The organism is Pseudomonas rhodesiae, assembly GCF_013285305.1.
In the GTDB taxonomy this organism is placed as follows: Bacteria; Pseudomonadota; Gammaproteobacteria; order Pseudomonadales; family Pseudomonadaceae; genus Aquipseudomonas; species Aquipseudomonas rhodesiae.
The window spans coordinates 5,130,437-5,156,598 of record NZ_CP054205.1 but is presented as its reverse complement, the minus strand read 5'-3'; the positions used below and the strand labels follow the sequence as shown (position 1 = coordinate 5,156,598).

Below are 26,162 nucleotides of genomic sequence, written 5' to 3'. Positions count from 1 at the left end.
GCAGCCTGTCACGCGTCAATCGACCACACAACTGGACGCAGAAAATGGGACTACTCTTTGAGCTGTAATTGATCCAGATCAAATTTCTTCCAGGATTTGCTCTGGCGGGCCGTAAGGCCAGACTCCCTACGTGGTTGGTTAAAAAAAGAAACGAATTGAAATTCGCCACACTCCATATCCGTGGGGGCAGTGGGTGCAGGCTCCCGCCAGCAGCCGGTATTACCTGACAGAGGAAGACTTATGTTCGGTTTGGAGGCGCTAGATCTCGCCCGAATTCAGTTCGCGTTCACCATCTCATTCCACATCCTGTTCCCGGCGATCACCATCGGCCTGGCCAGTTACCTTGCAGTGCTGGAAGGGTTGTGGCTCAAGACCCATAACGACACCTACCGTGACCTCTACCATTTCTGGTCGAAGATCTTTGCCGTCAACTTCGGCATGGGGGTGGTCTCGGGCTTGGTTATGGCTTACCAATTCGGCACCAACTGGAGCCGCTTCTCGGACTTCGCCGGCGCGGTTACCGGGCCGCTGCTGACGTACGAAGTGCTTACTGCCTTCTTCCTGGAAGCCGGTTTCCTCGGCGTGATGCTGTTCGGCTGGAACAAGGTGGGGCGCAAGCTGCACTTCTTCTCCACGGTCATGGTGGCGGTGGGTACGCTGATCTCCACGTTCTGGATCCTGGCTTCCAACAGCTGGATGCAGACGCCCCAGGGCTTTGAAATCATCGACGGCCGTGTGATTCCCACCGACTGGCTGGCGGTAATTTTCAACCCATCGTTCCCGTATCGCCTGATGCACATGGCCACGGCGGCCTTCGTGGCGACGGCGTTCTTCGTCGGCTCCTCGGCGGCCTGGCACTTGCTGCGCGGCAAGGACAACCCGGCGATCCGCAAAATGCTCTCCATGGCCATGTGGATGGCATTGATCGTGGCGCCTATCCAGGCGGTGATCGGTGACTTCCATGGTCTCAATACTCTGGAGCACCAGCCGGCGAAAATCGCCGCGATCGAAGGCCACTGGGAAAACAAAGGCAATGAGCCTACGCCGCTGATCCTGTTCGGCTGGCCCGATATGCAGGCGGAAAAAACCAAGTACGCCGTAGAGATTCCATACCTGGGCAGCCTGATCCTGACTCACTCGCTGGATAAACAGGTGCCGGCGCTCAAGGAGTTCCCGCCTGAGGACCGGCCGAATTCGACCATTGTGTTCTGGTCGTTCCGAGTCATGGTCGGGCTGGGTTTCCTGATGATTTTTACCGGTCTGTTCAGCCTGTGGCTGCGCCGGGGCGACAAGATGTACACCTCCAGACCGTTCCTGTATCTGGCGCTGTGGATGGGCCCCTCGGGGTTGATCGCGATCCTCGCCGGCTGGTTCACCACCGAAATCGGGCGTCAGCCGTGGGTGGTCTACGGGCTGATGCGCACGGCGGATGCGTCGTCTGGGCATAGCCTGGCGCAGATGACCATCACCCTGGTGTTGTTCGTGGTGGTGTACTTCGCGCTGTTCGGTGCGGGCTTGGGCTACATGATGCGCCTGGTGCGCAAAGGCCCCGTGACCCACGAAGGTACCGAACCGACCCACGGCGGCCCCGGCCAGAAACGCACACCGGCGCGTCCGTTGTCGGCGGCCGATGATGGCACCGACGACGACCACGACCACATCCAGCATAAGGGGAATTGAGATGGGTATTGATCTTCCGCTGATCTGGGCCGTGATCATCATCTTCGGCATCATGATGTACGTGGTGATGGACGGCTTCGACCTGGGTATCGGCATCCTCTTTCCGTTTATTCCCGGCAAGGTCGACCGCGACGTGATGATGAACACCGTCGCGCCGGTCTGGGACGGCAACGAAACCTGGCTGGTGCTTGGCGGCGCGGCGTTGTTCGGCGCGTTTCCGCTGGCGTATTCGGTGGTGCTGTCGGCGCTGTACCTGCCGCTGATCCTGATGCTGGTGGGGCTGATCTTCCGTGGCGTGGCCTTTGAGTTCCGCTTCAAGGCCAAAGACGCCAAGCGCCACCTGTGGGACAAGGCCTTTATCGGCGGTTCGCTGGCGGCGACGTTCTTCCAGGGCGTGGCGCTTGGGGCATTTATCGATGGCATTCCGGTGGTCAATCGCCAGTTCGCCGGCGGTTCGCTGGACTGGCTCACGCCGTTCACCGTGTTCTGCGGCGTGGCGCTGATCGTCGCCTATGCGTTGCTGGGCTGCACCTGGCTGATCATGAAGACCGAAGGCAAATTGCAGGAACAGATGCACAACCTGGCGCGGCCGCTGGCGTTCGTGGTGCTGGCGGTGATCGGCATCGTCAGCCTGTGGACCCCGCTGTCGCACCCGGAAATCGCCTCGCGCTGGTTCACCCTGCCAAATCTGTTCTGGTTCCTGCCGGTGCCGCTGCTGGTGCTGGTGACCATGTACGGGCTGATCCGCGCGGTGGCCCGCAATGCGCACTACACGCCGTTCCTGCTGACGTTGGTGCTGATTTTCCTCGGCTATAGCGGCTTGGGGATCAGCCTGTGGCCGAACATCGTGCCGCCGTCCGTATCGATCTGGGACGCCGCCGCGCCGCCGCAGAGCCAAGGCTTCATGCTGGTGGGCACCTTGTTCATCATCCCGTTCATTCTGGGTTACACCTTCTGGAGCTACTACGTGTTCCGCGGCAAGGTCACCCACGAAGACGGTTATCACTAGGAGGGCGTGACATGTCCGGCAAACCCTCGTTGCACGAGATCGAACAGGCTGAAAAGCAGCCGCTGTGGCGGCGCCTGGGGTGGTTGGCAATGATCTGGACCGGCAGTGTGCTGGTGCTGTTTGTTGTCGCCAGCCTGATGCGCATGTTTATGAATGCGGCCGGCCTGACCACTCACTGACATCCCATCCCGTTGCCTTGCGGCACGGTTTTTTGACCCTGCTCCTACATCTTGTAGGGGCGGGGTCTTTTTTTATTTGCGCGCTTTGAGAATCACGAACTTGGGCGTGGCCGCCACTTGCTCGACGCCGCGGAACAACCGCGCCAGTTTGCTGTGATAACCCAAGTGACGGTTACCGACGATATACAGCGCACCGCCCACCACCAAAGCCTCGCGGGCCTGCTGGAACATGCGCCAGGCGAGGAAATCGCCCACCACCTGCTGCTGGTGGAACGGCGGATTGCACAGCACCACGTCCAGGGACTGCGGCTCTTGGCCGGCCAGGCCATCGGCGGCGCGCACGCTCACGTCACGTTCACCCAGCGCGGCCTGCCAGTTTTCACGGGCCGATTGCACGGCCATGTAGGACTCGTCCACCAGGGTGTAGTGGGCGTCGGGGTTGTGCAGTGCGCTGGCAATCGCCAATACGCCGTTGCCGCAGCCGAGGTCGGCAACGCGGGCGTTACCCAGGCCGGTGGGCAAGTGCGGCAGGAAGGCGCGGGTGCCGATGTCCAGGCCTTCACGGCAGAACACGTTGGCGTGGTTCAGCAGCTCGATGGCGGGTGTATCCAGGCGGTAGCGGGTCGGGTAGGGCGAGACGGCGGCGGGGCGCTCGGCAACGGTGGCGATCAACAGGCGAGCTTTCTTCACCGCCAGTGAGGCGTGCATTGGCCCGATGTAACGCTCCAGCAGGTCGCCGGCCGCGCGCGGCAGATGTTTGACCATCGCCCCGGCGATCACTTCGGCGCCCGGGGCCAGTTGGCCTTGCAGGCGGATCAACTGTTCTTCGAGCAGCGCCAGGGTTTTCGGCACGCGGATCAGCACGCGGTCGAACGGCCCGGTGGGGGTTTCGCTGGCGGGAATGAACGGCACTGCATCGAACGCCTTGGCGTTGCGCACCAGGTTTTTTTCCAGGCCCTGGGCCGCCAGAAACGAGTCGCCGCTGGAAATCACCTGCACCTGGCCTTGCAGACTGGCCGCCAAGGCGCCAAAGCTGTCATTGAGCACCAGCACGCGGGTGTCGACGCTCGGCTGCTGGGCGGCCAAGTGGTTGAGCAGGTATTCGTCGGCGGCGTCGAAGGCTTGCAGCGGGTCGTTGTGCTGCTCGGGTTGGCGGATCAGATCGAGCTGAGCGAAGGGACTGTCGAGCAGGGGCATGGGGGGAGAAAACTCTGGGTAATCGAACCATTGGGGTGAACGACGACACGCCGGCGCGCGCCGCGTCATCACCCGGAACTGGTCGTAAATGTTACGGTTTTTTCATGGGGATTACATGCGATGTTTAAAGAAACCCAGCCTTTGCGGCCACCATCACGGCCGCGATTTTATTGTTGACCCCCAGTTTTCGCATCGAGCTGCAATTGTGAAAGCCGACTGTGCGTTCGGACAAACACAGGATCTGCGCAATCTCGGCGGCGGTCTTGCCCAGTGCAGACCAGCGCAATACTTCGATCTCTCGCGGCGTCAGCTTGCTGCATGGCTTCGCGGCTGGCCCATCGGCGTACTTATGCGCCACCACGGTATGCATTGCGTGACACAGCCAGAGCGCATTGCCGGCTTTTTCATACAGCTCCTCCGGTGTGATCTCACCTCTGCCACGACTTAATGTCAGCATGCTGAAGACGCCCTGAGGCCCATGCAGTGGTTGAGTCCAGCCCAGATGAACGCCATAGGAGGTAGCCAGTTCCCACAAGTGAGGTGCGCTGTGAAACGCGCTTTCTTTCCAGACAAAGGGCAGGACAGAGCGTTGACAGTGAGACATGACAGGATCGGTGTCGGAGAAATGCGCTTCCCGGTATAGCGCGTTCCATTCGTTTGGATAGTTGTTTTTCTCAAAGGCGATAGATTGATTGGTTTGACTTTGTGCACTCATCTTGAAAGAGCAGAATTGGAAGCCGAGTGAATATGTTTCATTGATAACCATTTCGAATACGCTGGTGATCTCGTTCTCTTCTTCCAGTTTGGGGAGCCGTGTATTGCGCCAGTTGACCATCGATAACTCTCCATGGATGTATGTGTGACTTGGGTACGTCCTGAATCCCAACGCTGCACGGAAAAGAGTGTAGGACACAGGCTACTTAGTTGTGTGAAAAAATCAGTATGTTAGGTAGCTATTTAAGGGGTTGGACTTATACAAGATTCAGAATTCTGTGTAATTAATTTTGCCTTGCTTAAGGACTCCCCATCGGATTTAAGGGGGTTGCTCGTAATATCAAATTGATATCTTTTGGTTGGATGATAGGGAATGGTTTTAGTTTGGGAGTGGGTTAATAGCCAAATAGTTAGTGCGTGTTGATGCAGGCTTGTGGCGCAAATAACCTTAAATAGTTAGTGGTCTTTTACAGCGTTAGATCGTTACTCGATCGCACATTGAGTCGGGAGATATCAATCATCGGTGTTAGCCGGCGCCGCTTTGAGGGACACTAGCGCCTTCTGCAGAACGGAGTTCCCCATGACGGCCAGTGCTGAAAAATACACCTGTCAGACCTTGCTCGATGTGCAATCGCTGACCCCCAGCCTGTTCACCCTACGTACCACCCGTGACCCCGGCTTTCGTTTTACCGCCGGCCAGTTTGTGCGCCTGGGCGTCACCAAAGCCGATGGCAGCACGGTCTGGCGTGCGTATTCGGTGGTGTCGGCGCCCTTCGATGAATATTTGGATTTTTTCTCGATCGTCGTCCCCTGCGGGGAGTTCACCAGTGAACTGAGCCGCCTGCGTGTCGGCGATACGTTGATGGTGGAGCGCCAGGCCACGGGTTACTTGACGTTGAACCGCTTCGTCGATGGCCGTGACCTATGGCTGCTGGGCACGGGCACCGGGGTGGCGCCGTTTCTGTCGATCCTGCAGGACTTCGAAGCCTGGGAGAAATTCGAGCGCATCATCCTGGTGTACAGCGCCCGCGAAGCCAAGGAACTGGCCTATCAGGCGTTGATTAAGGAACTGGGCGAGCGCGAGTACCTGGCCGAGTACGCGCATAAACTCACCTACTTGCCCATCGTCACCCGCGAGCAGCACCCTGGCGCACTGAATGGGCGTATCACCACGCTGATCGAAAACGGCGAGCTGGAGCGCGCGGCCGGCGTAGAGTTGAGCCCCGAACACTCGCGCGTGCTGATTTGCGGTAACCCGCAAATGGTCGATGACACCCGTCAGTTGCTGAAAAAACGCGACATGAATCTGTCGCTATCCCGACGCCCTGGCCAGGTGGCGGTGGAAAACTACTGGTAAACAAAAGGCGCCTGCTGGAGGCGCCTTTTTTCCAAACCGCTGCGGTTTAAAGCGGTTTGTCGTGCTGTGCCTTGAGCAGATCGCGGATCTCGCCCAGCAACACTTCTTCCTTGGTCGGCGTCGGCGGCAGGGTCGGCGCCTTGGCCTCTTCGCGCTTGAGACGATTGATCACCTTCACGCCCATGAAGATCGCAAACGCTACGATCAGGAAGTCGACCACGCTCTGGATGAACTTGCCGTAGGCCAGCACCACGGCCGGTGCATCGCCTTGGGCTGCCTTGAGGGTGATCGCCAGATCACCGAAGTCCACCCCGCCGATCAACAGACCGAGAGGGGGCATCACCACGTCGCCTACAAACGAGGAAACAATTTTGCCGAAGGCGGCGCCGATGATGATACCGACGGCCATGTCGACCACATTACCTTTGACCGCGAAGGCCTTGAACTCACTGATCACGCCCATAGGTTATTCCTTGTTACAGATGAGAAGGGTGGGGCTCAGTGTAAGTCAGTCGTTGCGGGCTTGCGCGAAACAACTCTTAACACTGTTGGTTTTTATCGACACATTAAAACGCAAATAGTTTGCAAAGTGCCATCAATCGCGCGCGAAATACCCGGCATTTCAGTGGCTTACCACATTATTTTATTAATCGGGCTGGTACGGCTTTTCTATTTATCTTCTGACTCTTGGGTCACTAGCCTCTGGCAAGCACAACTGAATGTGCATCAAAAAAACCAGAGGAAACCTTGATGAACAACTCACTCAGCCGCGGCCCGGCTTTGACGCGACACGCGTTGATCCTGGCCACCGCCAGCCTGCTTTCCCTGTCTGTACACGCCGCCACCCTCACGCGTGACAACGGTGCCGCCGTCGGCGACAACCAGAACTCCCAGACCGCCGGCGCCACCGGCCCGGTGCTGTTACAAGACGTGCAACTGATTCAGAAACTGCAACGCTTCGACCGCGAGCGTATCCCCGAGCGCGTGGTGCACGCGCGCGGCACCGGTGCCCACGGGACCTTCACCGTCACCGATGGCCTCAGCGACCTGACCAAGGCCAAAGTATTTGCTCCCGGCGAAACCACCCCGGTGTTCGTGCGCTTCTCCGCCGTGGTGCATGGCAACCATTCCCCAGAAACCCTGCGTGACCCGCGCGGCTTCGCCACCAAGTTCTACACGGCCGACGGCAACTGGGACCTGGTCGGGAATAACTTCCCGACGTTCTTTATCCGCGACGCCATCAAGTTCCCGGATATGGTGCACGCATTCAAACCCGACCCGCGCACTAACCTGGACGACGACTCCCGCCGTTTCGACTTCTTCTCCCATGTTCCCGAAGCAACCCGCACCCTCACCGAGTTGTACTCGGACTACGGCACGCCTGCCAGTTACCGGGAGATGGACGGTAATGGCGTACATGCCTACAAGTTGATTAACGCCAAAGGGGAAGTGCACTACGTCAAGTTCCATTGGAAGAGTCTGCAAGGCATCAAGAACTTGGATCAAAAACAAGTGGTCGATGTGCAAGGGCGTGATTACAGCCACATGACTAACGACTTGGTCACCCATATCAACAAGGGCGACTTCCCTAAGTGGGACTTGTATGTGCAGGTGCTCAAGCCGGAAGACTTGGCCAAGTTCGACTTCGATCCACTGGACGCTACTAAGATCTGGCCGAATGTGCCCGAGCGCAAAGTGGGGCAGATGGTACTGAACCGCAATCCGGCCAACGTATTCCAGGAGACCGAACAGGTCGCCATGGCACCGGCCAATCTGGTGCCGGGCATCGAGCCGTCTGAAGACCGCCTGCTGCAAGGCCGAGTGTTCTCCTACGCCGATACCCAGATGTACCGCCTGGGCGCCAATGCCCTGCAACTGCCGATCAACGCCCCACGCGTGACCGTCAACAACGGCAACCAAGATGGCGCGATGAACAGCGGTAAAACCAGCAGCGGCGTGAACTATCAGCCAAGCCGCCTGGAGCCGCGGGAAGAGCCCCAAGCCGCGCGCTACAGCCAGTTGCCGCTGGCTGGCAGCACCCAGCAGGCGAAGATCCAGCGTGAGCAGAACTTCAAGCAGGCCGGTGATCTGTACCGTTCGTACAGTCAGAAAGAGCGTCAGAACCTGATCGAAAACTTCGGTGGCTCCCTGGCTACAACGGACGACGTGAGCAAGCACATCATCCTGTCCTTCCTTTACAAGGCTGATCCGGAATACGGCACTGGCGTGGCCAAGGTCGCCAAGGGTGACCTGGCCCGCGTGAAGGCGCTGGCCGACAAACTGACCGACTGATCCGTTGGTTCCGATCGGCGCCGGCCAGCGGCGCCGATCCCTGGCAGGAGAAACCCCATGCGTCTAACTATTGGTTTGCTGATCGCCTTGCTGGCGTTCACCGCCCAGGCTGAATCCCCCGATCCCGCCGCGCTCAAAGCGCAGTTGCAGGACTATTACTTCGACGCCGCCCGCCGTGGCGATCTCGACATGCTCAATACCTTCATCGAGTCCGGCTACAGCCTCAATACCCAGGACGATAAGGGCTACACCGCCCTGATCCTGGCCGCCTACCACGGCCAGGCTCCGTTCGTGGATCGTTTGCTCGCCGCCGGTGCCGATGCCTGTGTGCAGGACAAACGCGGCAATACCGCCCTGATGGGCGCAATCTTCAAGGGTGAACTGAAAATCGCCCAGCGCTTGCTGGCCACCGACTGCAACCCCGACCAGCGCAACGGCGCCGGGCAGACCGCCGCCATGTACGCCGGGCTGTTCAAGCGCGTCGAACTGCTGGATGAACTGAAGGCCAAGGGCGCCGACCTCAACGCCGAAGACCCGGTGGGCAATAGCGCCTCGCGATTGGCCAGTGGTGAAATCCGGACCCCAGCGTCGCGCTGAGCTATCATCGCGGTTTTTCGGTTGGAGGTTCTCGAATGGCAAAGGCCAAGCGCATGTACGGCTGCACGGAGTGCGGCGCGACCTTTCCCAAGTGGGCCGGCCAGTGCGGCGAATGCGGGGCGTGGAACACCCTGACGGAAACCATGATCGAAAGCGGCGGGGCGGCGGCGCCTACCGGTCGCGCCGGCTGGACCGGGCAACAAGCGCAGATCAAAACCCTGGCTGAAGTCAGCGTCGAAGAAATCCCACGTTTTTCCACGGCCTCCGGCGAACTTGACCGGGTGCTGGGCGGCGGCCTGGTGGATGGCTCAGTGGTGCTGATCGGCGGCGACCCAGGCATCGGCAAGTCGACCATCCTGTTGCAGACCTTGTGCAGCATTGCCAGCCGCATGCCGGCGCTGTACGTCACCGGTGAAGAATCCCAGCAACAAGTGGCCATGCGTGCCCGCCGTCTGGGCCTGCCCCAGGACCAGTTGCGGGTGATGACCGAGACCTGCATCGAAAGCATCATCGCCACGGCGCGGATCGAAAAGCCGAAAGTCATGGTGATCGACTCGATCCAGACGATTTTCACCGAGCAATTGCAATCGGCACCGGGCGGCGTGTCCCAGGTGCGTGAGAGCGCGGCGCTGCTGGTGCGTTATGCCAAGCAGAGCGGCACGGCGATTTTCTTGGTCGGCCATGTGACCAAAGAAGGCGCCTTGGCCGGGCCTCGGGTGCTGGAACATATGGTCGACACGGTTTTGTATTTCGAGGGCGAGTCCGACGGCCGTCTGCGCTTGTTGCGGGCAGTGAAAAACCGCTTCGGCGCGGTCAACGAGCTGGGCGTATTCGCCATGACCGACCGCGGGTTGAAAGAAGTCTCCAACCCTTCGGCGATTTTCCTGACTCGCGCTCAAGAAGAAGTCCCCGGCAGCGTGGTAATGGCGACGTGGGAAGGCACCCGGCCAATGTTGGTGGAAGTGCAGGCGCTGGTGGATGACAGCCATTTGGCCAACCCGCGCCGCGTCACCCTTGGCTTGGATCAGAACCGTCTGGCGATGCTGCTCGCGGTGCTGCACCGCCATGGCGGCATTCCGACCCACGATCAAGACGTGTTCCTTAACGTGGTCGGCGGGGTCAAGGTGCTGGAAACCGCGTCGGACCTGGCGTTGATGGCGGCGGTGATGTCCAGCCTGCGCAATCGGCCATTGCCCCACGACCTGTTGGTATTCGGTGAGGTCGGCCTGTCCGGCGAAGTGCGCCCGGTGCCGAGCGGTCAGGAACGTCTCAAGGAAGCCGCCAAGCACGGCTTCAAGCGCGCGATCGTGCCCAAGGGCAACGCGCCGAAGGAAGCGCCGGCGGGGTTGCAGATCATTGCGGTGACGCGACTGGAGCAGGCGCTGGATGCACTTTTCGAATAAATCAGGACGGGCCGCTATGCAACGATCCAAGCACTGGGGTATTGCCGCCCTATTTGTCACCCTGACCGCCGCCTCCGCCATGACCTGGGCGGCGGCGCTGCCGGCGGGCTATCGCCTGGCGCAAACCCTGGCAACCGAACAGGGCAGCCAGTTGCAGATCCTGGAAGACCAGCGCATCAGCGCGCAGATGCACAAGGATAGCTGGGGCAGCGGGCTGGATGAGGACTCGTTCGACGAGCCCGACGATCTGGTCGACAACCCGTTGCTTGAGGCTCAAGTGCGCCTGGTGTCGGCTGCCGATCAGGTGATCGCGCAACAGGACCTCGGCTACCCACTGGCCGAGGTCAGCGAGGCCCCGCTCAAGGGGTTGCCCGAGCCTGTGTATTTTTTGAGCATCGACATGACTGCGCCGATGGGCACGTACAGCGGCCCAGCCACCCAGATGCTGCTACCGGCCAAACAGCAACTTACACCGCTGAGCTTCACTGGCGCGGACGGCAAGTCCCAACCGCTGACCCTGGCGCACACGGGAAAGGCTGACTGGCAGGTGGCGACACCGGCCAATGGCGGGCCGGATGAACTGTTGCAGGTATCGTCTTTTATGGACGGCGACGGTGAGGACGATTTCACCACGCGCTACCAGACGTATCGCTATGTCGACGGGCAATGGCAAGTCGCGTCGAGTCAGAAAAAGGGCTACTGGGACATGGAGGACGAGTTTCCCAGCCGCGAAGCGTTTCCCTGAGCCTATACCTCCAATAACGCGCCCAACTCTCGCTCAAGTTCCGCTTGATCGCCGAGGTTCAACTCGATCAGCCGCCGCAAGTGGCTGATCGAATCCAGGTCGATTTCCCTGCACACGAAGCCCAGTTGGCCGTGATCGTCGTGGGTCAGCTTGACCTGCATTTTGATATGCGCCTTCGGGTCCAGACGGATATCGACGTCGAACGGCAGGGCTTTATTGCCCTTCCAAGACTCCGGCCGTTTTACCGCCAGGCCCTTTAGCGACAAATCCACCAACTTTACCGGCCATTCCTCGCCGTTTTGTCGAAGTTCGGTTTTCGCATCCAGGGCGATGCGGCGGAAACAGCGGCGGTCGGATGGGTGATCGGTCATGGTGAAACCCTCTGGAGATGGATGGAGTGTAGCCCTGCGCCATCATTGGGCGGTTTTTTCTGCTTTTTTCAGCGTTGCAAGGCTCTAGACCAATGGAGGGGGGTGGCCTTTGAGGCCAACAGCGCTAAACTCCGGGTGGTTGTCCTTTCTGTCCACCCTGGCTGGAATATAAAAATGAAAAATAATAATAGCCTGCTACGCCACTTACCCTGGCTGGTGCTGGCAATCGTAGGAGCGTGCGCCCTGGGCGTAGTGGCCTTGCGCCGCGGCGAGGCGATCAACGCCTTGTGGATTGTGGTGGCCGCAGTGGCCATTTACCTGGTTGCTTACCGTTACTACAGCCTGTTCATCGCTAACAATGTGATGCAGCTTGACCCACGGCGGGCCACCCCCGCAGTGCTCAATAACGACGGTCTGGACTATGTGCCGACCAACAAACACATCCTGTTCGGTCACCACTTTGCGGCAATTGCTGGCGCAGGCCCGCTGGTCGGCCCGGTACTGGCAGCGCAAATGGGTTACCTGCCCGGCACGCTGTGGCTAATTGCCGGTGTGGTGCTGGCCGGTGCGGTGCAGGACTTTATGGTGCTGTTCCTGTCCACCCGTCGCAATGGCCGTTCCCTGGGGGATATGGTGCGCGAAGAGATGGGGCGCATTCCGGGGACCATCGCGCTGTTTGGCTGCTTCCTGATCATGATCATCATCCTCGCGGTGCTGGCCCTGATCGTGGTCAAGGCCCTGGCCGAGAGCCCATGGGGCATCTTCACCGTGATGGCGACCATCCCGATCGCGATGTTCATGGGCATCTACATGCGTTACATCCGCCCAGGCCGTATCGGTGAAATTTCCATCATCGGCGTGCTGTTGCTGCTCGGTTCGATCTGGCTGGGCGGGCAGATTGCCGCCGATCCGGTGTGGGCCAAGGCGTTCAGCTTTACCGGCGTGCAGATCACCTGGATGCTGATCGGCTACGGCTTCGTAGCGGCGGTACTGCCGGTGTGGCTGATCCTGGCCCCACGGGACTACCTGTCCACCTTCCTCAAGATCGGCACTATCATTGCTCTGGCAATCGGCATCCTGGTCACCATGCCCGAGCTGAAAATGCCGGCGTTGACCCAGTTTATCGATGGCACCGGCCCGGTGTGGAAAGGCGGGCTGTTCCCGTTCCTGTTCATCACCATCGCTTGCGGTGCGGTCTCGGGTTTCCACGCGCTGATCTCCTCGGGCACCACGCCCAAGCTGCTGGATAACGAAACCAACGCCCGCTACATCGGTTACGGCGGCATGTTGATGGAGTCGTTCGTGGCCATTATGGCGATGGTGGCGGCCTCGGTGATCGAGCCGGGTGTGTACTTCGCCATGAACAGCCCGGCCGCCGTAGTTGGCGGGGATGTGATGGCCGTGGCGCAGACCGTCAGCAGTTGGGGTTTTGCTATCACCCCGGAAGCGCTGCAGGCGGTGGCCCATGACATCGGCGAAACCACCATCCTGGCCCGTGCCGGCGGTGCGCCGACCCTGGCGGTGGGGATCGCGCAGATCCTGCACAGTGTGCTGCCGGGTGAAAACACCATGGCGTTCTGGTACCACTTTGCGATTCTGTTCGAAGCCTTGTTCATCCTCACCGCTGTCGACGCCGGTACCCGTGCCGGTCGCTTCATGCTGCAGGATCTGCTGGGTTCGTTCGTGCCGGCGCTCAAGCGTACCGAGTCGTGGACTGCCAATCTGATCGCGACCGCCGGTTGCGTAGCGATGTGGGGTTACCTGCTGTATCAAGGCGTGATCGACCCACTGGGCGGCATCAACACCTTGTGGCCGCTGTTCGGTATCTCCAATCAGATGCTGGCGGGTATCGCGCTGATGTTGGCCACCGTGGTGCTGATCAAAATGAAACGCCAGCGCTACATCTGGGTGACCATGCTGCCGGCGGTCTGGCTGCTGATCTGCACCACCACCGCAGGCTTCATCAAGCTGTTCGACGCCAACCCGGCAATCGGCTTCCTGTCCCTGGCCAAGAAGTACAGCGATGCCCTGGCCGGCGGCCAGATCCTCGCGCCGGCCAAGAGCATCGACCAGATGCAGCATGTGATCTGGAATGCCTACACCAACGCGACGCTGACGGCGCTGTTTCTGTTCGTGGTGTTCAGCATCCTGTTCTATGCGCTCAAGGTCGGCGTCGCCGCCTGGGGCAACAAAGAACGCACGGATAAAGAAGCCCCGTTCCAGGCCATACCGGACGCATGATCGAGGATTGCAACCATGTTCAATGACATCAGTCGCCTGGGTAAATACCTCGGTCAGGCCGCACGCCTGATGGTCGGCATGCCCGACTACGACACCTACGTCGAGCATATGCAAACCAAGCACCCGGACAAACCGGTGATGGACTACAAGGCGTTCTTCCGCGAACGCCAGGAAGCCCGTTACGGTGGCAAGGGTGGGCCCAAGTGCTGTTGACCGGGTAATCCGCGCTGACAGTGATCCTTGTGGGAGGGGGCTTGCCCCCGACAGCAGTGTGAAGTGCGCCCCAAAAGTTGGACACCTATCCAACTCTTGGGGCTTTTTCATGAGCAAGTACACGACGCAGTTCAAGCTTTCCGCCATTACGGCTTTTCTTGAACGAGGCCGGGGTTTTCGCCGTATCGCCGCTCAATTTCAAATGGACCCCACCTTGCTTCGCCGTTGGGTGGAGGCTTACCGGCTGCACGGTGAGGCCAGTCTGAGCAGTGCCGGTGGGCGTTACAGCGCGCTGTTCAAGTTTTCCGTTCTGCAACGCATGTGGCGCGACTCCCTCTCCTTGCGCCGCGCAGCGGCGCTTTTCAACCTGGGTGACTCCACCCAAGTGGGCAGATGGCAGCAGCAGTATTACAGTGGCGGTATTGAAGCCCTGGCCTCAGGGAAAAAAGGACTGAATACCGCTATGCCAAAGCCACCTGCCAAACTGCGTAAATCTGCCGCCCCCCTTACAAAAGAGGAGCTTGCGCACAAAGCCCTGCTGGATGAACTTCAGTATTTGCGCATGGAGAACGCCTACCTAAAAAAGCTTGGAGAGTTAGGCGAGGCGGTGATCAGGCGGGAGAACGAAGCGAAGAAAAAGCTCGAATAGTCACTGAGCTGAGACAAAACTTTCCGCTGGCGGACCTGCTCAAACTGCTAGGGCTGGCGCGAAGCACGTACTACTACCAACTCAAGGTCATGGGCGTTGCGGACCGCTTCGTCTCAGTCAAAGCCTCGATCCAGAGCCTTCAGGAAGAGCATAAAGGGCGCCTGGGCTACCGCCGTATGACGCTGGAACTGCGCAAAGAAAGACTACAGATCAACGGTAAAACGGTACGACGATTGATGGGAGCGTTGGGGCTCAAATGCACGGTGCGACCCAAGAAATACAGAGCATATAAAGGGCCGATGGGAGAAATCTCACCCAATACCTTGGCTCGTCGGTTCGAAGCCGAAAAGCCGAATCAGAAATGGGTGACGGATGTCACCGAGTTCAAAGTGGCAGGTAAAAAGCTGTATCTGTCGCCGATCTTGGACTTATACAACGGAGAAATCGTGGCTTATCAGACCGCCATACGCCCCCAATATGCCCTGGTTGGCGACATGCTGGAGCGAGCGCTCGAGCGCCTGCCTGAGGGCGCTAAACCCATGCTGCACTCGGATCAAGGCTGGCACTATCGATACTCGAAGTATCGCGAGCGACTAGAACAGGCGGGGCTGGAACAAAGCATGTCACGCAAAGGAAACTGCTATGACAACGCCACGATGGAGAGCTTCTTCGGCACGTTAAAGTCAGAGTTTTACTACCGCGAAAGCTTCGACAGCGCGGCTCAGTTGCAGGCTGGACTGGATCAATACATCCATTACTACAACCATAAGCGAATCAAAACGAAGCTTGGCGGACTGAGCCCTGTAGAGTACAGAGCCCGTTCCGCTGTAGCCTAGACAATTACTGTCCAACTTTTGGGGCGCACTTCAGTGTGTCAGGCACTTATCTGCCACTGACACGCCGCTATCGGGGGCAAGCCCCCTCCCACATTTGTTTTGTGTTTCTTCAGCTATAAGGAGAATTGTCGTGTCCTCTCCCATTCCCGTTACTGTTCTCAGCGGCTTCCTTGGCGCCGGTAAAACCACCTTGCTGCGCCACCTGCTCAAAGCCGAACACGGCCTGAAAATCGCCGTGATCGAAAACGAATTCAGCGACGCCGGTATCGACACCCAGCTGTTGGGTGAGGAGCCGGTGCAAGTCATGACGCTGTCCAACGGCTGCGTGTGCTGCACCATCCACACGGACCTGACCAAAGCCCTGTACCTGCTGCTTGAACGCCTGGACAGTGGCGAAATCGCCTTCGACCGCCTGGTGATCGAATGCACTGGCTTGGCCGACCCCGCTCCCGTGGCCCAGACTTTTTTCATCGACGAGGAATTGCGCGAGCGCTACATCCTCGACGGCATCATCACTCTGGTGGACGCAGCCCACGCCGAGCACCACCTGACCCAGGCCATCGCCCAGGCGCAGATTGGCTTTGCCGACCGCCTGCTGGTGAGCAAGCGTGACTTGGTGGACGACGCCACATTCGACGCCCTCAGCGAACGCCTGACCCGCATCAACCGTCGCGCGCCGATTCGTGTGGTTGACCATGGGCAGATCGATCTGGGCGAATTGCTCGACGTGCGCGGTTTCAATCTCAACGCCGGCATGAGCCTGCGCCCGGTGAGTGCCGCGCCTTCCGTGGACCGTATCTCCAGCCTGGTGCTGCGCACCGACCAGCCGCTGGATATCGACCGCCTCAGTGAGTTTATGAACGAACTGCTGGAAGACCACGGCAAACAATTGCTGCGCTACAAAGGCGTGCTGAACATTGCCGGGGAAGATCGGCGCATGGTGTTTCAGGGCGTGCTGAAGCTCTACGGCTTCGACTGGGACACCGAGTGGGCCGAGGGTGAGGCGCGGGAAAGTGTGATTGTGTTTATTGCCGATGAGTTGCCGGAAGACAAAATCCGCGAAGGCTTTGCCAAGGTCTACCAACCCTGAATGCAATGTGGAAGGGGGCTTGCCCCGATATCGCTGTACCAATGGCATAGCGCTTGCCTGACACCCTGTAATCGGGGGCAAGCCCCCTCCCACAGTTGATCTCATTTCAAGTTGCAGAGCAGGCATAAAAAAGCCCGGCTCAAGAGCCGGGCTTCTTGTTCAAGCTACTGCGATCAAGCGCCGTATACCGGCAGCTTCTTGCAGATCGCCTTGACCTTCTCGCGCACTGCGTCGATCACGGCTTCGTTGTTCAGGTCAGCCAGGATGTCGCAGATCCAGCCGGCCAGCTCCTTGCACTCGGCTTCCTTGAAGCCACGAGTGGTCACCGCCGGGGTGCCGAAGCGCAGGCCGGAGGTGACAAACGGCGAACGTGGGTCGTTCGGTACCGAGTTCTTGTTCACGGTGATGAAGGCTTTGCCCAGGGCAGCGTCGGCATCTTTACCGGAGATGTCCTGTTTGATCAGCGACAGCAGGAACAGGTGGTTCTCAGTACCGCCGGAGACCACGTCAAAGCCGCGCTCGATAAAGACGTTGGCCATGGCCTGGGCGTTTTTCACCACTTGTTGCTGGTAGGCCTTGAACTCAGGTTGCAGTGCTTCCTTGAAGCAGATCGCTTTAGCGGCGATGACATGCTCCAGCGGGCCACCCTGGGCGCCTGGGAATACGGCGGAGTTCAGCTTTTTCTCGATCTCGGCATTGGCGCGCGCCAGGATCAGGCCACCACGCGGACCGCGCAGGGTCTTGTGGGTGGTGGTGGTGACCACGTCAGCGTAAGGCACCGGGTTCGGGTAGACGCCAGCGGCGACCAGACCGGCCACGTGGGCCATGTCCACGAACAGGTACGCGCCCACTTTGTCGGCGATGGCGCGGAAGCGTGGGAAATCGAGGATCTGCGAGTAGGCAGAGAAACCGGCCACGATCATTTTTGGTTTGTGCTCGACTGCCAGGCGCTCGACTTCGTCGTAGTCGATCAGGCCATTGGCATCGATACCGTATTGAACGGCGTTGTACAGCTTACCGGAGGAGGACACGCTGGCGCCGTGGGTCAGGTGACCGCCGTGGGCCAGGCTCATGCCCAGGATGGTGTCGCCGCCTTGCAGCAGGGCCAGGTACACGGCGCTGTTGGCTTGGGAGCCGGCATGTGGCTGGACGTTGGCGTAATCAGCGCCGAACAGCTCCTTGGCGCGGTCGATGGCCAGTTGCTCAACCACGTCGACGTACTCGCAACCACCGTAGTAGCGCTTGCCTGGGTAGCCTTCGGCGTACTTGTTGGTCAGAACCGAACCTTGAGCCTCCATGACCGCGGGGCTGGTGTAGTTTTCCGAAGCGATCAGCTCAATGTGCTCTTCCTGGCGCACGGCTTCTTGCTCCATGGCGGCGAAGAGATCGGCGTCGAACTTGGCAATAGTCAAATCACGGCTGAACATGGCGGTCCTCAAGGATCGGGGGCAGAAAAGGAGGGCATTCTAACCCAATGGGTTTTAGATGGCATATGAAAGGACGTCATGTCGCGGACAAGCGGGATTCACTTCGGGATGGGTGGTGGCTCTACCGGCCTCATCGGGGGCAAGCCCCCTCCCACATTTGAATGTATTCACAAGTCGAAGGTGGGAGGGGGCTTGCCCCCGATGAGGCCAGTGGCCGCGCCACACCCTTCAATCGAACATGAACAGCGCATCATTGCTGAACTGCGCTTCGAACCGATGCGCCGGCATTGGCCGCCCGAACAGGTAGCCCTGTACCTCGTCGCAACCATGCTCGCGCAGGAAGTCCAATTGCTCATGGGTTTCCACGCCCTCGGCGATCACTGCCAGGTTCAGGCTGTGAGCCATGGCGATAATGGCGCGGGCGATCTGGGCATCCTGCTCGCCGGACGGCAGGCCGTCGACAAAGGTGCGGTCGATCTTCAGGACATCGATGGGGAACTGCTTGAGGTAGTTGAGCGATGAGTAACCGGTGCCGAAGTCGTCCACCGCAATGCTCAGGCCCAGGTTTTTCAGGCTGTCGAGGATGTGCATGGCTTCGTTGACTTCGCGCATCAGGATACTTTCCGTCAGCTCAAGCTCCAGGCATGCCGGCGGCAGGCCGGTGTCCTTCAGAATGGTGGCGATGCGCGTGCCCAGTTGGCCATCGGAAAATTGCCGCGCGGAGATGTTCACCGAGACTTTCGGCACGCGGACTTTGTTCTGGTGCCAGGTCTTGAGCTGGCGACATGCCTCGGCGATCACCCAGTCGCCCACGTCCACCACCAGGCCCAACTCCTCCAGCACGGGGATAAAGTCCCCCGGCGGCACCAGCCCGCGACGCGGATGGCGCCAGCGCAGCAGCGCCTCGGCGCCGGTCAGGCGTTTGCCGTCGCCGCTGAATTGCGGCTGGTAATAGAGCACGAATTCGTTCTGGTCGAGGGCGTGGCGCAGGTCGCTTTCCAGTTCCAGACGCTCCAGGGCGCTGGCGTTCATGTCGGCCTGGTAGAACTGGAAGTTGTTCTTGCCGCGCTCCTTAGCGTGGTACATCGCGGTGTCGGCGTTTTTCATGAGCTGGCTCAGCTCGTTGCCATCCTGCGGGCTCAAGGCGATACCGATACTGGCGGTCACAAAGAACTCGCGGCCCTCCAGCACGAACGGCCTCACCAGGCTCGCCAGGATTTGCTCGGCCACATGAATGGCGCGGTTGAGCGCCATTTCACGGTTGACCCGCGGTTGCAGCAACAGGGTGAACTCGTCGCCGCCCATGCGCGCCACGGTGTCGTCTTCGGCCACACAACCTAGCAGGCGCGTGGCCATTTCCTTGAGCATGCGGTCGCCTGCGGCATGGCCCAGGGAGTCGTTGATCGGTTTGAAACGGTCCAGGTCAAGGAACATCAGCACCACCCACGACTTCTGCCGTTCGGCCGACTGCAACGCGGTGTGCAGGCGGTCCTGGAACAATGTGCGGTTGGGCAGGTGGGTCAGGGCGTCGTAATAGGCCAGGCGGTGGATGCGCTGCTCGCTGGCCTTGCGCTCGCTGATATCGCTGAAAAAACACACGTAGCTGGCTAAATCGCCTTCATCGTCGAACACGGCGGTGATACCCACCCAGGCCGGGTAATGCTCGCCATTGCGGCGCTTGAGCCACACTTCGCCCTCCCAGGTGCTGTGCTGATGCAATTGCTTGAGCACATAGCGCAGGTGGGCTTCCTGCTGCTCGTCGACGGTGAGCATGTTGGGTAACTGGTCGAGCACATCCGCCACTTCATAACCGCTGACCCGGCTGAACGCTTCGTTGGCCTGCACGATATAACCCGCCGGGTCGGTGATCAGGATCGCCGACGTGGAGTGCTCGAATACCGTGGCCGCCATGCGCAGGTCTTTTTCCGCGCGGCGTTGCTGGCTGATGTCCCGACCGACACCGAGGATGCCCTCGAACGTGCCGTGCTCGTCCCACACCAGCACCACCCGCAGTTCGATCGGCACTTTACGACCGTCGGCGCGCAGGCAGTCGAACAGAAACAGTTGGGTCTGCACCTGATCGCGCAGCTTGCTCAGGGCCTCCTGGTCGCCCAGGGCGCGGCTGACCTGTTCCACCAGGCTGTAAATGCCGGCCAGTTGCTGCGGGTTGGCGATGATCGATTGCCAGCCGTTCTTGAACACCCAGTCCACGTCATAGCCCAACACGGCATTGACCGAGGGGCTGATGTAATTGAGGGCCAAATTGCTGTCGGTGGAGCAGATCACGTCGCTGATGCTCTCGGCCAACATGCGGTAGCGCTGCTCGCTGTCGCGCAGGGATTCGCTGGCTTCGATCTGGTCGGTAATGTCCTTGGCCACGCCGATGATGCGGGTGACTTGAGAGGTTTTGTCCCGGGCCAGGGCCTGTTCACGGATATCGAAACGTCGCCACTGGTTGTTGCGATGGCGAAAGCGCAGTTGGCAGTGCAGTTGGGTGGCATAACCGGTCTGGCGTTGCTGCTGGCGCAAGTCGTGATAATGCTCGGCGTCTTCGGGGTGCAGCAGGATTTCCCAGAAGTACTCACCCATTTGCTGCAGTTCGCCGCGGTTATAGCCGAGGGTGTGGCCCAGGTGATGGTTGCTGAAAATCATGCGCTGGCTGATCACGTCCTGTACATACAGGTGGTCCGGCACTGTGCGGACCACGTCCGACCAGAAACTTTCGCGCTCCACCAGGGACAGTTCGATCAGCTTGCGACTGGTGATATCGCTGATACTGAGAATCACCGCCTTGAAATCGTCCTGCTGCTCCGGCAAGCGCATCACCAGCCACAGGTATTGATCGTTGCCGGCCACATCGTTGAGCTGGATTTCCAGCTCTAACTGGTCCTGTTGGGTCAGGACCGCTTCGAGGATCTGATAACCGATGGAGGTGACGTTGTTCGGGCAATCGCTGATCAAACGCTCCCAGGCATCCTCGCACGAGCCCACGTTCAGCAGACGCACCGCGACCTGGTTGACTTCGGTAATGCGCAGCTCGTTGAGCAGTTGGCGGTAGTCGTCCGGGTTGGCATGCCGCCAGGCGCTCAATTGCTCGCGGCTGCGCAGGTGCGCGCGCTCAAAGAACGTGTTGAGGCCCGACAGATCCAGCACGCACAAGGCCACACCGGTGCCTTCGAAAATGTCCTGGTAACGGCGGCGGCCCTCATGCACCTGGCGCTGACGGCGACGCATGTTTAACAGGACGATCACCGGGACCAGCGAGAACGCCAGGCCCAGCAGGCATTTGCCGATAAATGCCGGCAACAGTTCTTCGAGCACGGCGCTGCGATCGAACAGACCGCGCAGTTGCCAGTCGCTTTTGCTCAGAGGGGTGACCAGCACACTTTTATTCAATTCGTCCGGGGTCAGGACGCTGGCCCATTTTGCCGGCATGCCGCTGTCGCGACTGATAATGCGTTGGTTGAGACGATTCTCGATGGCCCACGCCGGGCGCTGGCCCGGGCTGTCCTGGCGGGTGAGGTTGGTCAGATACTCCGGCGCCAGGCGCAACGCCCAGTACACCCTGGAACCACCGCTCGGCTGGTGCAGCAGCAGATAGATAAGGGACCCTTCGTCGTTGTTGCTCAGGTAATAGGCCTGGCCGTGGCTGCGCTGTACCAGTTCTTCGAGCCAGGCGGCGTCCTGGCTATCGGGCGCGCTGTCGCTGATCATCGCGCCGCTGGGGGCGAGCAGGGCCACGCTGCGCAATTCCGGCAAGGAGCGTTGCAAGGTCAGCATCAATGCCTGTTGCTGTTCGCTGTCGCGGGGCGCTTCAACCATCGGCAGCAGGTTCAGGGCGATCTTGGCGCTCAGGGCCATGTTCAGGCTGATCTGTTCGGCCAGGTCGGCGCTGTAGTCGATGGTGTATTGCTGCTGGTTTTTCTGGTTCTGCTGCAGTTGATCCAGCAGTTGCCAGAACAATAAAGCGAGCAGCAGCAGGACGAGCGTCGCCAGGGCGCCTTTGAGAGGACCGTGCAGGGGCGCTCCCGGCGCTAGATGAGCGGCGCGCAAAGGAGTTGGCGGCGTGACTTTGGACAAGCTGTAATCCTGCGGTTTGGCTGGACTGGCGCGCGACGTGCACTATAAGCCGGACGCCCGAAGGGCGGCTAGCATGCCTTGTGTTGTGGCAAAGTGCCAGTCCCGCCTGGCTGGACTGACCAAGCGCATTCAGGTAGCTTTGCCGGTTACGCGGGGCGTTCCAGCCCCAGATATTCAGGCTTTTTCCGCTCGCTGGCATTGATGATAGTCAAAGGCCCGCGCGGCGCATGGCCTGGCACGGGCTTCGCCCGCTCAATTCATCAGTCACTGACGCTAGGTTCACCATGGCTCAATACGTCTTCACCATGCATCGGCTGGGCAAGGTTGTCCCACCGAAGCGGGAAATCCTGAAAAACATTTCGTTGTCCTTCTTCCCCGGCGCCAAGATCGGCGTGCTCGGCCTCAACGGCTCGGGTAAATCCACCCTGTTGAAAATCATGGCTGGCGTCGACACCGAGTTCGAAGGCGAAGCGCGCCCGATGCCGGAACTGAACATCGGCTATCTGCCGCAGGAGCCGCAGCTGGACCCGGCCAAGACCGTGCGTGAAGTGGTCGAAGAGGCCGTCAGCGTGATCAAGGACGCCCAGGCGCGCCTGGATGAAGTCTATGCCGCCTATGCCGAGCCGGACGCCGACTTCGACAAACTGGCCGCCGAACAGGCCAAGCTCGAAGCCATCCTGCAGGCCGGCGACGGTCACAACCTGGAGCGCCAGCTGGAAGTCGCCGCAGACGCGCTGCGCCTGCCGGCGTGGGATGCCAAGGTCGAACACCTGTCCGGTGGTGAAAAGCGTCGCGTGGCCTTGTGCCGTCTGCTGCTGTCGGCCCCCGACATGCTGCTGCTCGACGAACCGACCAACCACTTGGACGCCGATTCCGTCGCCTGGTTGGAACATTTCCTCCACGATTTCCCGGGCACCGTGGTTGCGATTACGCACGACCGGTACTTCCTGGACAACGTAGCGGGTTGGATCCTCGAACTCGACCGTGGCGCCGGCATCCCTTACGAGGGCAACTACTCCGGTTGGCTGGAAGCCAAGTCCGAGCGTCTGGCCGCCGAATCCAAGCAGCAATCGGCTCACGAAAAGGCCATGAAGGAAGAACTGGAATGGGTGCGCAAAGGCGCCAAGGCCCGCCAGTCCAAATCCAAGGCGCGTCTGCAACGCTTTGAAGAGATGCAGTCGCAGGAATTCCAGAAGCGCAGCGAAACCAACGAGATCTACATCCCGGCCGGCCCGCGCCTGGGTGACAAGGTCATCGAATTCAAGAACGTCACTAAAGGCTATGGCGACCGCGTGCTGATCGACAACCTGTCGTTCTCCATGCCAAAAGGCGCGATCGTCGGCGTTATCGGCGGTAATGGTGCGGGTAAATCCACACTGTTCCGCATGCTGATGGGCAAGGAAACCCCGGATTCGGGCAGCATCGAAATCGGCGAAACCGTGCAGCTGGCCTGTGTCGACCAGAGCCGTGACGACCTGGACGGCAGCAAGACCGTGTTCCAGCAGATTTCCGACGGTTCCGACCAGATCCGCATCGGCAACTATGAAATCCCGTCGCGCACCTACGTCGGCCGTTTCAACTTCAAGGGCGGCGACCAGCAGAAGTTCGTCAAGGACCTGTCCGGTGGTGAGCGCGGCCGCTTGCACCTGGCCCTGACCCTGAAAGAGGGCGGCAACGTCCTGCTGCTCGACGAACCGTCCAACGACCTCGACGTCGAAACCCTGCGTTCCCTGGAAGAAGCCCTGCTGGACTTCCCAGGCGCCGCCATTGTGATCTCTCACGATCGGTGGTTCCTTGACCGCGTCGCGACACACATCCTGGCGTACGAAGATGACTCCCAAGCGGTGTTCTTCGAAGGCAACTACACCGAGTACGAAGCCGATCGCAAGAAGCGCCTGGGCGATGCCGCTGCCCAGCCGCACCGTGTACGTCACAAAAAACTGGCCTGATCCCGGGCCGGTTAAAAAAACGGTGCCTTCGGGCACCGTTTTTTTTGCACATTCCCCTGACCCACACCGATCAAATGTGGGAGGGGGCTTGCCCTCGATAGCCATTCCCTCGACGGTGCACACCCCAGCCTGGTAATCCCCTTTAAAGTGCAGAAAACTCCCGTTTTCCGGGTTTATTTACATCCAATGCACCATTTAAATTCACAAAAGCGACATTTTGCCCTGTCGCGGTGCGACATGAATTGTTAAAGTCCGGCCCAATCTCATTTAAAAACAATCAATTTGCCGAGACTTTTCATGATCGAATCCGTCGAATCCTTCCTCGCTCGCCTAAAGAAACGTGACCCTGATCAGCCGGAATTTCACCAGGCCGTAGAAGAAGTCTTGCGCAGCCTGTGGCCGTTTCTTGAAGCCAATCCGCACTATCTGACTTCGGGCATTCTGGAGCGGATGTGCGAGCCCGAGCGTGCGATTACGTTCCGGGTGTCGTGGGTGGATGATCACGGCAAGGTCCAGGTCAATCGCGGGTTCCGCATTCAGATGAACAGTGCCATCGGCCCGTACAAGGGCGGGCTGCGTTTCCACCCGTCGGTGAACCTGGGGGTTTTGAAGTTTCTCGCCTTCGAGCAGACCTTCAAGAATTCCCTGACCTCGTTGCCCATGGGCGGCGGCAAAGGGGGGTCGGACTTCGATCCCAAGGGCAAGAGCGACGCCGAGGTAATGCGTTTCTGCCAGGCGTTTATGAGCGAGCTGTATCGGCATATCGGTGCGGACGTCGATGTGCCAGCCGGTGATATCGGCGTGGGTGCCCGGGAGATCGGCTTCCTGTTTGGTCAATACAAGCGCCTGAGCAACCAATTCACCTCGGTGCTGACCGGCAAGGGCATGACCTACGGCGGTAGCCTGATCCGTCCCGAAGCCACCGGTTTTGGCTGTGTGTACTTTGCCGAAGAAATGCTCAAGCGCGACGGCCAGCGCGTGGAGGGCAAGCGTGTCGCGGTATCCGGTTCCGGCAACGTGGCGCAATACGCGGCGCGCAAGGTCATGGACTTGGGCGGTAAGGTAATTTCCCTGTCCGACTCCGAAGGCACCCTGTACGCCGAAAGCGGTTTGACCGAGGAACAATGGTCGGCGCTGCTGGAACTGAAAAACGTGCAGCGCGGCCGTATCAGCGAACTGGCCGAGCGCTTTGGCCTGGAGTTCCGCAAAGGCCAAACGCCGTGGGCGCTGGCCTGTGACATCGCGTTGCCCTGTGCGACCCAGAACGAACTGGACGCCGACGCCGCCCGCACCTTGCTGCGTAACGGCTGCCTCTGCGTGGCCGAAGGCGCCAATATGCCGACCACGCTGGAGGCTGTGGATATCTTTATCGAGGCAGGCATTCTGTTCGCACCGGGCAAGGCATCCAACGCCGGTGGCGTGGCGGTGAGCGGCCTGGAGATGTCGCAGAACGCCATGCGCTTGCTGTGGACCGCCGGGGAAGTGGACAGCAAGCTGCACGCCATCATGCAGTCGATCCACCATGCCTGCGTGCACTACGGCGAAGAAAACGGCCGGGTTAACTACGTCAAAGGCGCGAATATCGCCGGTTTCGTCAAAGTGGCCGACGCAATGCTGGCCCAAGGCATCGTCTAAGCCCCAGCGTCGATGCGCAGCACTTCGATCAACTGATCGCCGACGGGGCGCTTCCAGAGCACCTCGTCACCGACCCGCGCACCGAGCAACGCGCGGCCAAGGGGCGAGCCCCAGTTGATCAACCCTGCACTGGCGTCGGCCTGGTCTTCACCCACCAATTGGATGCGTTGTTGTTCATCCTGCTCATTGGCGAAGGTGACCCAGCTGCCGATCTGCACCTGATCGGTGGACGTGGCAGGCGCCACCACCTGGGCGCTTTGCACCCGCTGGTTGAAATAGCGCAAATCCCGCTCAAGGTCGGCTTGGCGCTGTTTATCGGCGTGCTCGCCCTTGGCGGATTCGGCGCCATGTTCCTGCTGCAACTGCGCGACTTTGGCGTGCAACTGCGCCAGACCTTGCGCGGTCAGGCGGTTGGGTTGCTCACTGACTTGACGCTCCACCGGCTGATCGGCCTGGGCGGCGGCGTTGTCTTCGTTTACAAAAGCACGGCTCATGATG

21 protein-coding genes are annotated in these 26,162 nt (G+C 59.9%); 14 read left to right on the top strand and 7 right to left on the bottom strand.

Going from position 1 to position 26,162, the window contains the following annotated elements; translation table 11 throughout:
• Positions 1–240 precede the first annotated feature (240 nt).
• The 3 genes from HRH33_RS23305 to HRH33_RS23295 are packed head-to-tail and all read left to right on the top strand — an operon-like array spanning position 241 to position 2,868.
• The gene (locus HRH33_RS23305) at positions 241–1,680 is read left to right on the top strand and encodes a cytochrome ubiquinol oxidase subunit I (RefSeq protein WP_167418388.1); all 1,440 of its coding nucleotides are present in this window, start codon (positions 241–243) and stop codon (positions 1,678–1,680) included.
• Between the two features lies 1 nt (position 1,681).
• Positions 1,682–2,689: a cytochrome d ubiquinol oxidase subunit II gene (cydB, locus tag HRH33_RS23300; RefSeq protein WP_034100851.1), complete on the top strand. Its 1,008-nt coding sequence runs from the start codon at positions 1,682–1,684 to the stop codon at positions 2,687–2,689.
• An 11-nt stretch (positions 2,690–2,700) separates the two neighbouring features.
• Positions 2,701–2,868, top strand: a complete 168-nt coding sequence (locus HRH33_RS23295) for a DUF2474 domain-containing protein (RefSeq protein WP_080758794.1) — start codon at positions 2,701–2,703, stop codon at positions 2,866–2,868.
• A 72-nt stretch (positions 2,869–2,940) separates the two neighbouring features.
• On the opposite strand, the gene HRH33_RS23290 is transcribed toward HRH33_RS23295, so the two are convergent.
• Complete coding sequence (locus HRH33_RS23290) at positions 2,941–4,065, bottom strand: methyltransferase (RefSeq protein WP_094066017.1); 1,125 nt, start codon at positions 4,063–4,065, stop codon at positions 2,941–2,943.
• A gap of 124 nt (positions 4,066–4,189) precedes the next feature.
• Complete coding sequence (locus HRH33_RS23285; protein ID WP_167418389.1) at positions 4,190–4,900, bottom strand: helix-turn-helix transcriptional regulator; 711 nt, start codon at positions 4,898–4,900, stop codon at positions 4,190–4,192.
• A 459-nt stretch (positions 4,901–5,359) separates the two neighbouring features.
• On the opposite strand from HRH33_RS23285, the gene HRH33_RS23280 reads away from it, so the two are divergent.
• Positions 5,360–6,136 carry a ferredoxin--NADP reductase gene (locus HRH33_RS23280; RefSeq protein ID WP_167418390.1) on the top strand — a complete coding sequence of 259 codons (777 nt, stop codon included), beginning with the start codon at positions 5,360–5,362 and terminating at the stop codon, positions 6,134–6,136.
• A gap of 46 nt (positions 6,137–6,182) precedes the next feature.
• On the opposite strand, the gene mscL is transcribed toward HRH33_RS23280, so the two are convergent.
• Positions 6,183–6,599 (bottom strand): large-conductance mechanosensitive channel protein MscL, encoded by a 417-nt coding sequence (mscL, locus tag HRH33_RS23275; RefSeq protein WP_034100843.1) that lies wholly within the window; start codon positions 6,597–6,599, stop codon positions 6,183–6,185.
• A 287-nt stretch (positions 6,600–6,886) separates the two neighbouring features.
• Here mscL and katB point away from each other — a divergent pair, with 287 nt between their 5' ends.
• Genes katB through HRH33_RS23255 form a run of 4 tightly spaced genes read left to right on the top strand, consistent with a single transcriptional unit; the run spans position 6,887 to position 11,173 of the window.
• The gene (katB, locus tag HRH33_RS23270; protein ID WP_167418391.1) at positions 6,887–8,428 is read left to right on the top strand and encodes a catalase KatB; all 1,542 of its coding nucleotides are present in this window, start codon (positions 6,887–6,889) and stop codon (positions 8,426–8,428) included.
• 57 nt (positions 8,429–8,485) lie between these two features.
• A complete protein-coding gene (locus HRH33_RS23265; RefSeq protein ID WP_040265489.1) occupies positions 8,486–9,025 on the top strand; it encodes an ankyrin repeat domain-containing protein in 540 nt (179 codons plus the stop codon).
• A gap of 35 nt (positions 9,026–9,060) precedes the next feature.
• A complete protein-coding gene (radA, locus tag HRH33_RS23260; protein ID WP_017528869.1) occupies positions 9,061–10,428 on the top strand; it encodes a DNA repair protein RadA in 1,368 nt (455 codons plus the stop codon).
• Between the two features lie 16 nt (positions 10,429–10,444).
• Positions 10,445–11,173, top strand: coding sequence for a hypothetical protein (locus tag HRH33_RS23255; protein WP_167418392.1), 729 nt, complete (start codon positions 10,445–10,447; stop codon positions 11,171–11,173).
• A 2-nt stretch (positions 11,174–11,175) separates the two neighbouring features.
• Here the strand turns inward: HRH33_RS23255 and HRH33_RS23250 are convergent, their stop codons facing one another.
• Positions 11,176–11,544 carry a PilZ domain-containing protein gene (locus tag HRH33_RS23250; RefSeq protein WP_034139370.1) on the bottom strand — a complete coding sequence of 123 codons (369 nt, stop codon included), beginning with the start codon at positions 11,542–11,544 and terminating at the stop codon, positions 11,176–11,178.
• 174 nt (positions 11,545–11,718) lie between these two features.
• Between HRH33_RS23250 and HRH33_RS23245 the strand changes: the two genes are divergently transcribed.
• The 4 genes from HRH33_RS23245 to yjiA all read left to right on the top strand — a co-directional run bounded on the left by HRH33_RS23245 (position 11,719) and on the right by yjiA (position 16,573).
• Entirely contained in the window at positions 11,719–13,785 is a 2,067-nt protein-coding gene (locus HRH33_RS23245; protein WP_034100834.1) for a carbon starvation CstA family protein, read from the top strand.
• A 15-nt stretch (positions 13,786–13,800) separates the two neighbouring features.
• Positions 13,801–13,998, top strand: a complete 198-nt coding sequence (locus tag HRH33_RS23240) for a YbdD/YjiX family protein (RefSeq protein ID WP_003194308.1) — start codon at positions 13,801–13,803, stop codon at positions 13,996–13,998.
• Between the two features lie 109 nt (positions 13,999–14,107).
• Positions 14,108–15,483, top strand: a protein-coding gene (locus HRH33_RS23235) for an IS3 family transposase (RefSeq protein ID WP_425326811.1) whose coding sequence is annotated in 2 segments (ribosomal slippage) — positions 14,108–14,587 and positions 14,590–15,483 — 1,374 coding nt in all. Because the reading frame shifts where the segments join, the coding sequence is not laid out codon by codon here.
• A 130-nt stretch (positions 15,484–15,613) separates the two neighbouring features.
• Positions 15,614–16,573, top strand: coding sequence for a GTPase (gene yjiA / locus HRH33_RS23230; protein ID WP_167418393.1), 960 nt, complete (start codon positions 15,614–15,616; stop codon positions 16,571–16,573).
• Between the two features lie 173 nt (positions 16,574–16,746).
• Here yjiA and glyA read toward each other — a convergent pair whose 3' ends face one another.
• On the bottom strand, positions 16,747–18,000 hold the full coding sequence (glyA, locus tag HRH33_RS23225) for a serine hydroxymethyltransferase (protein WP_123479392.1): 1,254 nt from the start codon (positions 17,998–18,000) through the stop codon (positions 16,747–16,749).
• A 228-nt stretch (positions 18,001–18,228) separates the two neighbouring features.
• On the bottom strand, positions 18,229–22,080 hold the full coding sequence (locus HRH33_RS23220; protein ID WP_167418394.1) for a bifunctional diguanylate cyclase/phosphodiesterase: 3,852 nt from the start codon (positions 22,078–22,080) through the stop codon (positions 18,229–18,231).
• A gap of 284 nt (positions 22,081–22,364) precedes the next feature.
• Between HRH33_RS23220 and ettA the strand changes: the two genes are divergently transcribed.
• Together ettA and gdhA are read left to right on the top strand one after the other, a co-directional pair.
• Positions 22,365–24,029, top strand: coding sequence for an energy-dependent translational throttle protein EttA (gene ettA / locus HRH33_RS23215; protein WP_034100827.1), 1,665 nt, complete (start codon positions 22,365–22,367; stop codon positions 24,027–24,029).
• A gap of 297 nt (positions 24,030–24,326) precedes the next feature.
• Positions 24,327–25,664, top strand: coding sequence for an NADP-specific glutamate dehydrogenase (gene gdhA / locus HRH33_RS23210; protein ID WP_034100825.1), 1,338 nt, complete (start codon positions 24,327–24,329; stop codon positions 25,662–25,664).
• On the opposite strand, the gene HRH33_RS23205 is transcribed toward gdhA, so the two are convergent.
• The gene (locus HRH33_RS23205; protein ID WP_034139366.1) at positions 25,661–26,158 is read right to left on the bottom strand and encodes a GreA/GreB family elongation factor; all 498 of its coding nucleotides are present in this window, start codon (positions 26,156–26,158) and stop codon (positions 25,661–25,663) included. The genes gdhA and HRH33_RS23205 overlap by 4 nt on opposite strands.
• Positions 26,159–26,162 lie beyond the last annotated feature (4 nt).

Bases quoted from the DNA above. Each gene is read 5' to 3' on its own strand.
- HRH33_RS23240 (WP_003194308.1), top strand. From the start codon at position 13,801: ATGTTCAATGACATCAGTCGCCTGGGTAAATACCTCGGTCAGGCCGCA.
- HRH33_RS23245 (WP_034100834.1), top strand. From the start codon at position 11,719: ATGAAAAATAATAATAGCCTGCTACGCCACTTACCCTGGCTGGTGCTG.
- HRH33_RS23265 (WP_040265489.1), top strand. From the start codon at position 8,486: ATGCGTCTAACTATTGGTTTGCTGATCGCCTTGCTGGCGTTCACCGCC.
- HRH33_RS23290 (WP_094066017.1), bottom strand. From the start codon at position 4,065: ATGCCCCTGCTCGACAGTCCCTTCGCTCAGCTCGATCTGATCCGCCAA.
- ettA (WP_034100827.1), top strand. From the start codon at position 22,365: ATGGCTCAATACGTCTTCACCATGCATCGGCTGGGCAAGGTTGTCCCA.
- HRH33_RS23285 (WP_167418389.1), bottom strand. From the start codon at position 4,900: ATGGTCAACTGGCGCAATACACGGCTCCCCAAACTGGAAGAAGAGAAC.
- katB (WP_167418391.1), top strand. From the start codon at position 6,887: ATGAACAACTCACTCAGCCGCGGCCCGGCTTTGACGCGACACGCGTTG.
- HRH33_RS23305 (WP_167418388.1), top strand. From the start codon at position 241: ATGTTCGGTTTGGAGGCGCTAGATCTCGCCCGAATTCAGTTCGCGTTC.
- mscL (WP_034100843.1), bottom strand. From the start codon at position 6,599: ATGGGCGTGATCAGTGAGTTCAAGGCCTTCGCGGTCAAAGGTAATGTG.
- HRH33_RS23250 (WP_034139370.1), bottom strand. From the start codon at position 11,544: ATGACCGATCACCCATCCGACCGCCGCTGTTTCCGCCGCATCGCCCTG.
- HRH33_RS23280 (WP_167418390.1), top strand. From the start codon at position 5,360: ATGACGGCCAGTGCTGAAAAATACACCTGTCAGACCTTGCTCGATGTG.
- glyA (WP_123479392.1), bottom strand. From the start codon at position 18,000: ATGTTCAGCCGTGATTTGACTATTGCCAAGTTCGACGCCGATCTCTTC.
- gdhA (WP_034100825.1), top strand. From the start codon at position 24,327: ATGATCGAATCCGTCGAATCCTTCCTCGCTCGCCTAAAGAAACGTGAC.
- HRH33_RS23255 (WP_167418392.1), top strand. From the start codon at position 10,445: ATGCAACGATCCAAGCACTGGGGTATTGCCGCCCTATTTGTCACCCTG.
- radA (WP_017528869.1), top strand. From the start codon at position 9,061: ATGGCAAAGGCCAAGCGCATGTACGGCTGCACGGAGTGCGGCGCGACC.
- HRH33_RS23295 (WP_080758794.1), top strand. From the start codon at position 2,701: ATGTCCGGCAAACCCTCGTTGCACGAGATCGAACAGGCTGAAAAGCAG.
- HRH33_RS23205 (WP_034139366.1), bottom strand. From the start codon at position 26,158: ATGAGCCGTGCTTTTGTAAACGAAGACAACGCCGCCGCCCAGGCCGAT.
- cydB (WP_034100851.1), top strand. From the start codon at position 1,682: ATGGGTATTGATCTTCCGCTGATCTGGGCCGTGATCATCATCTTCGGC.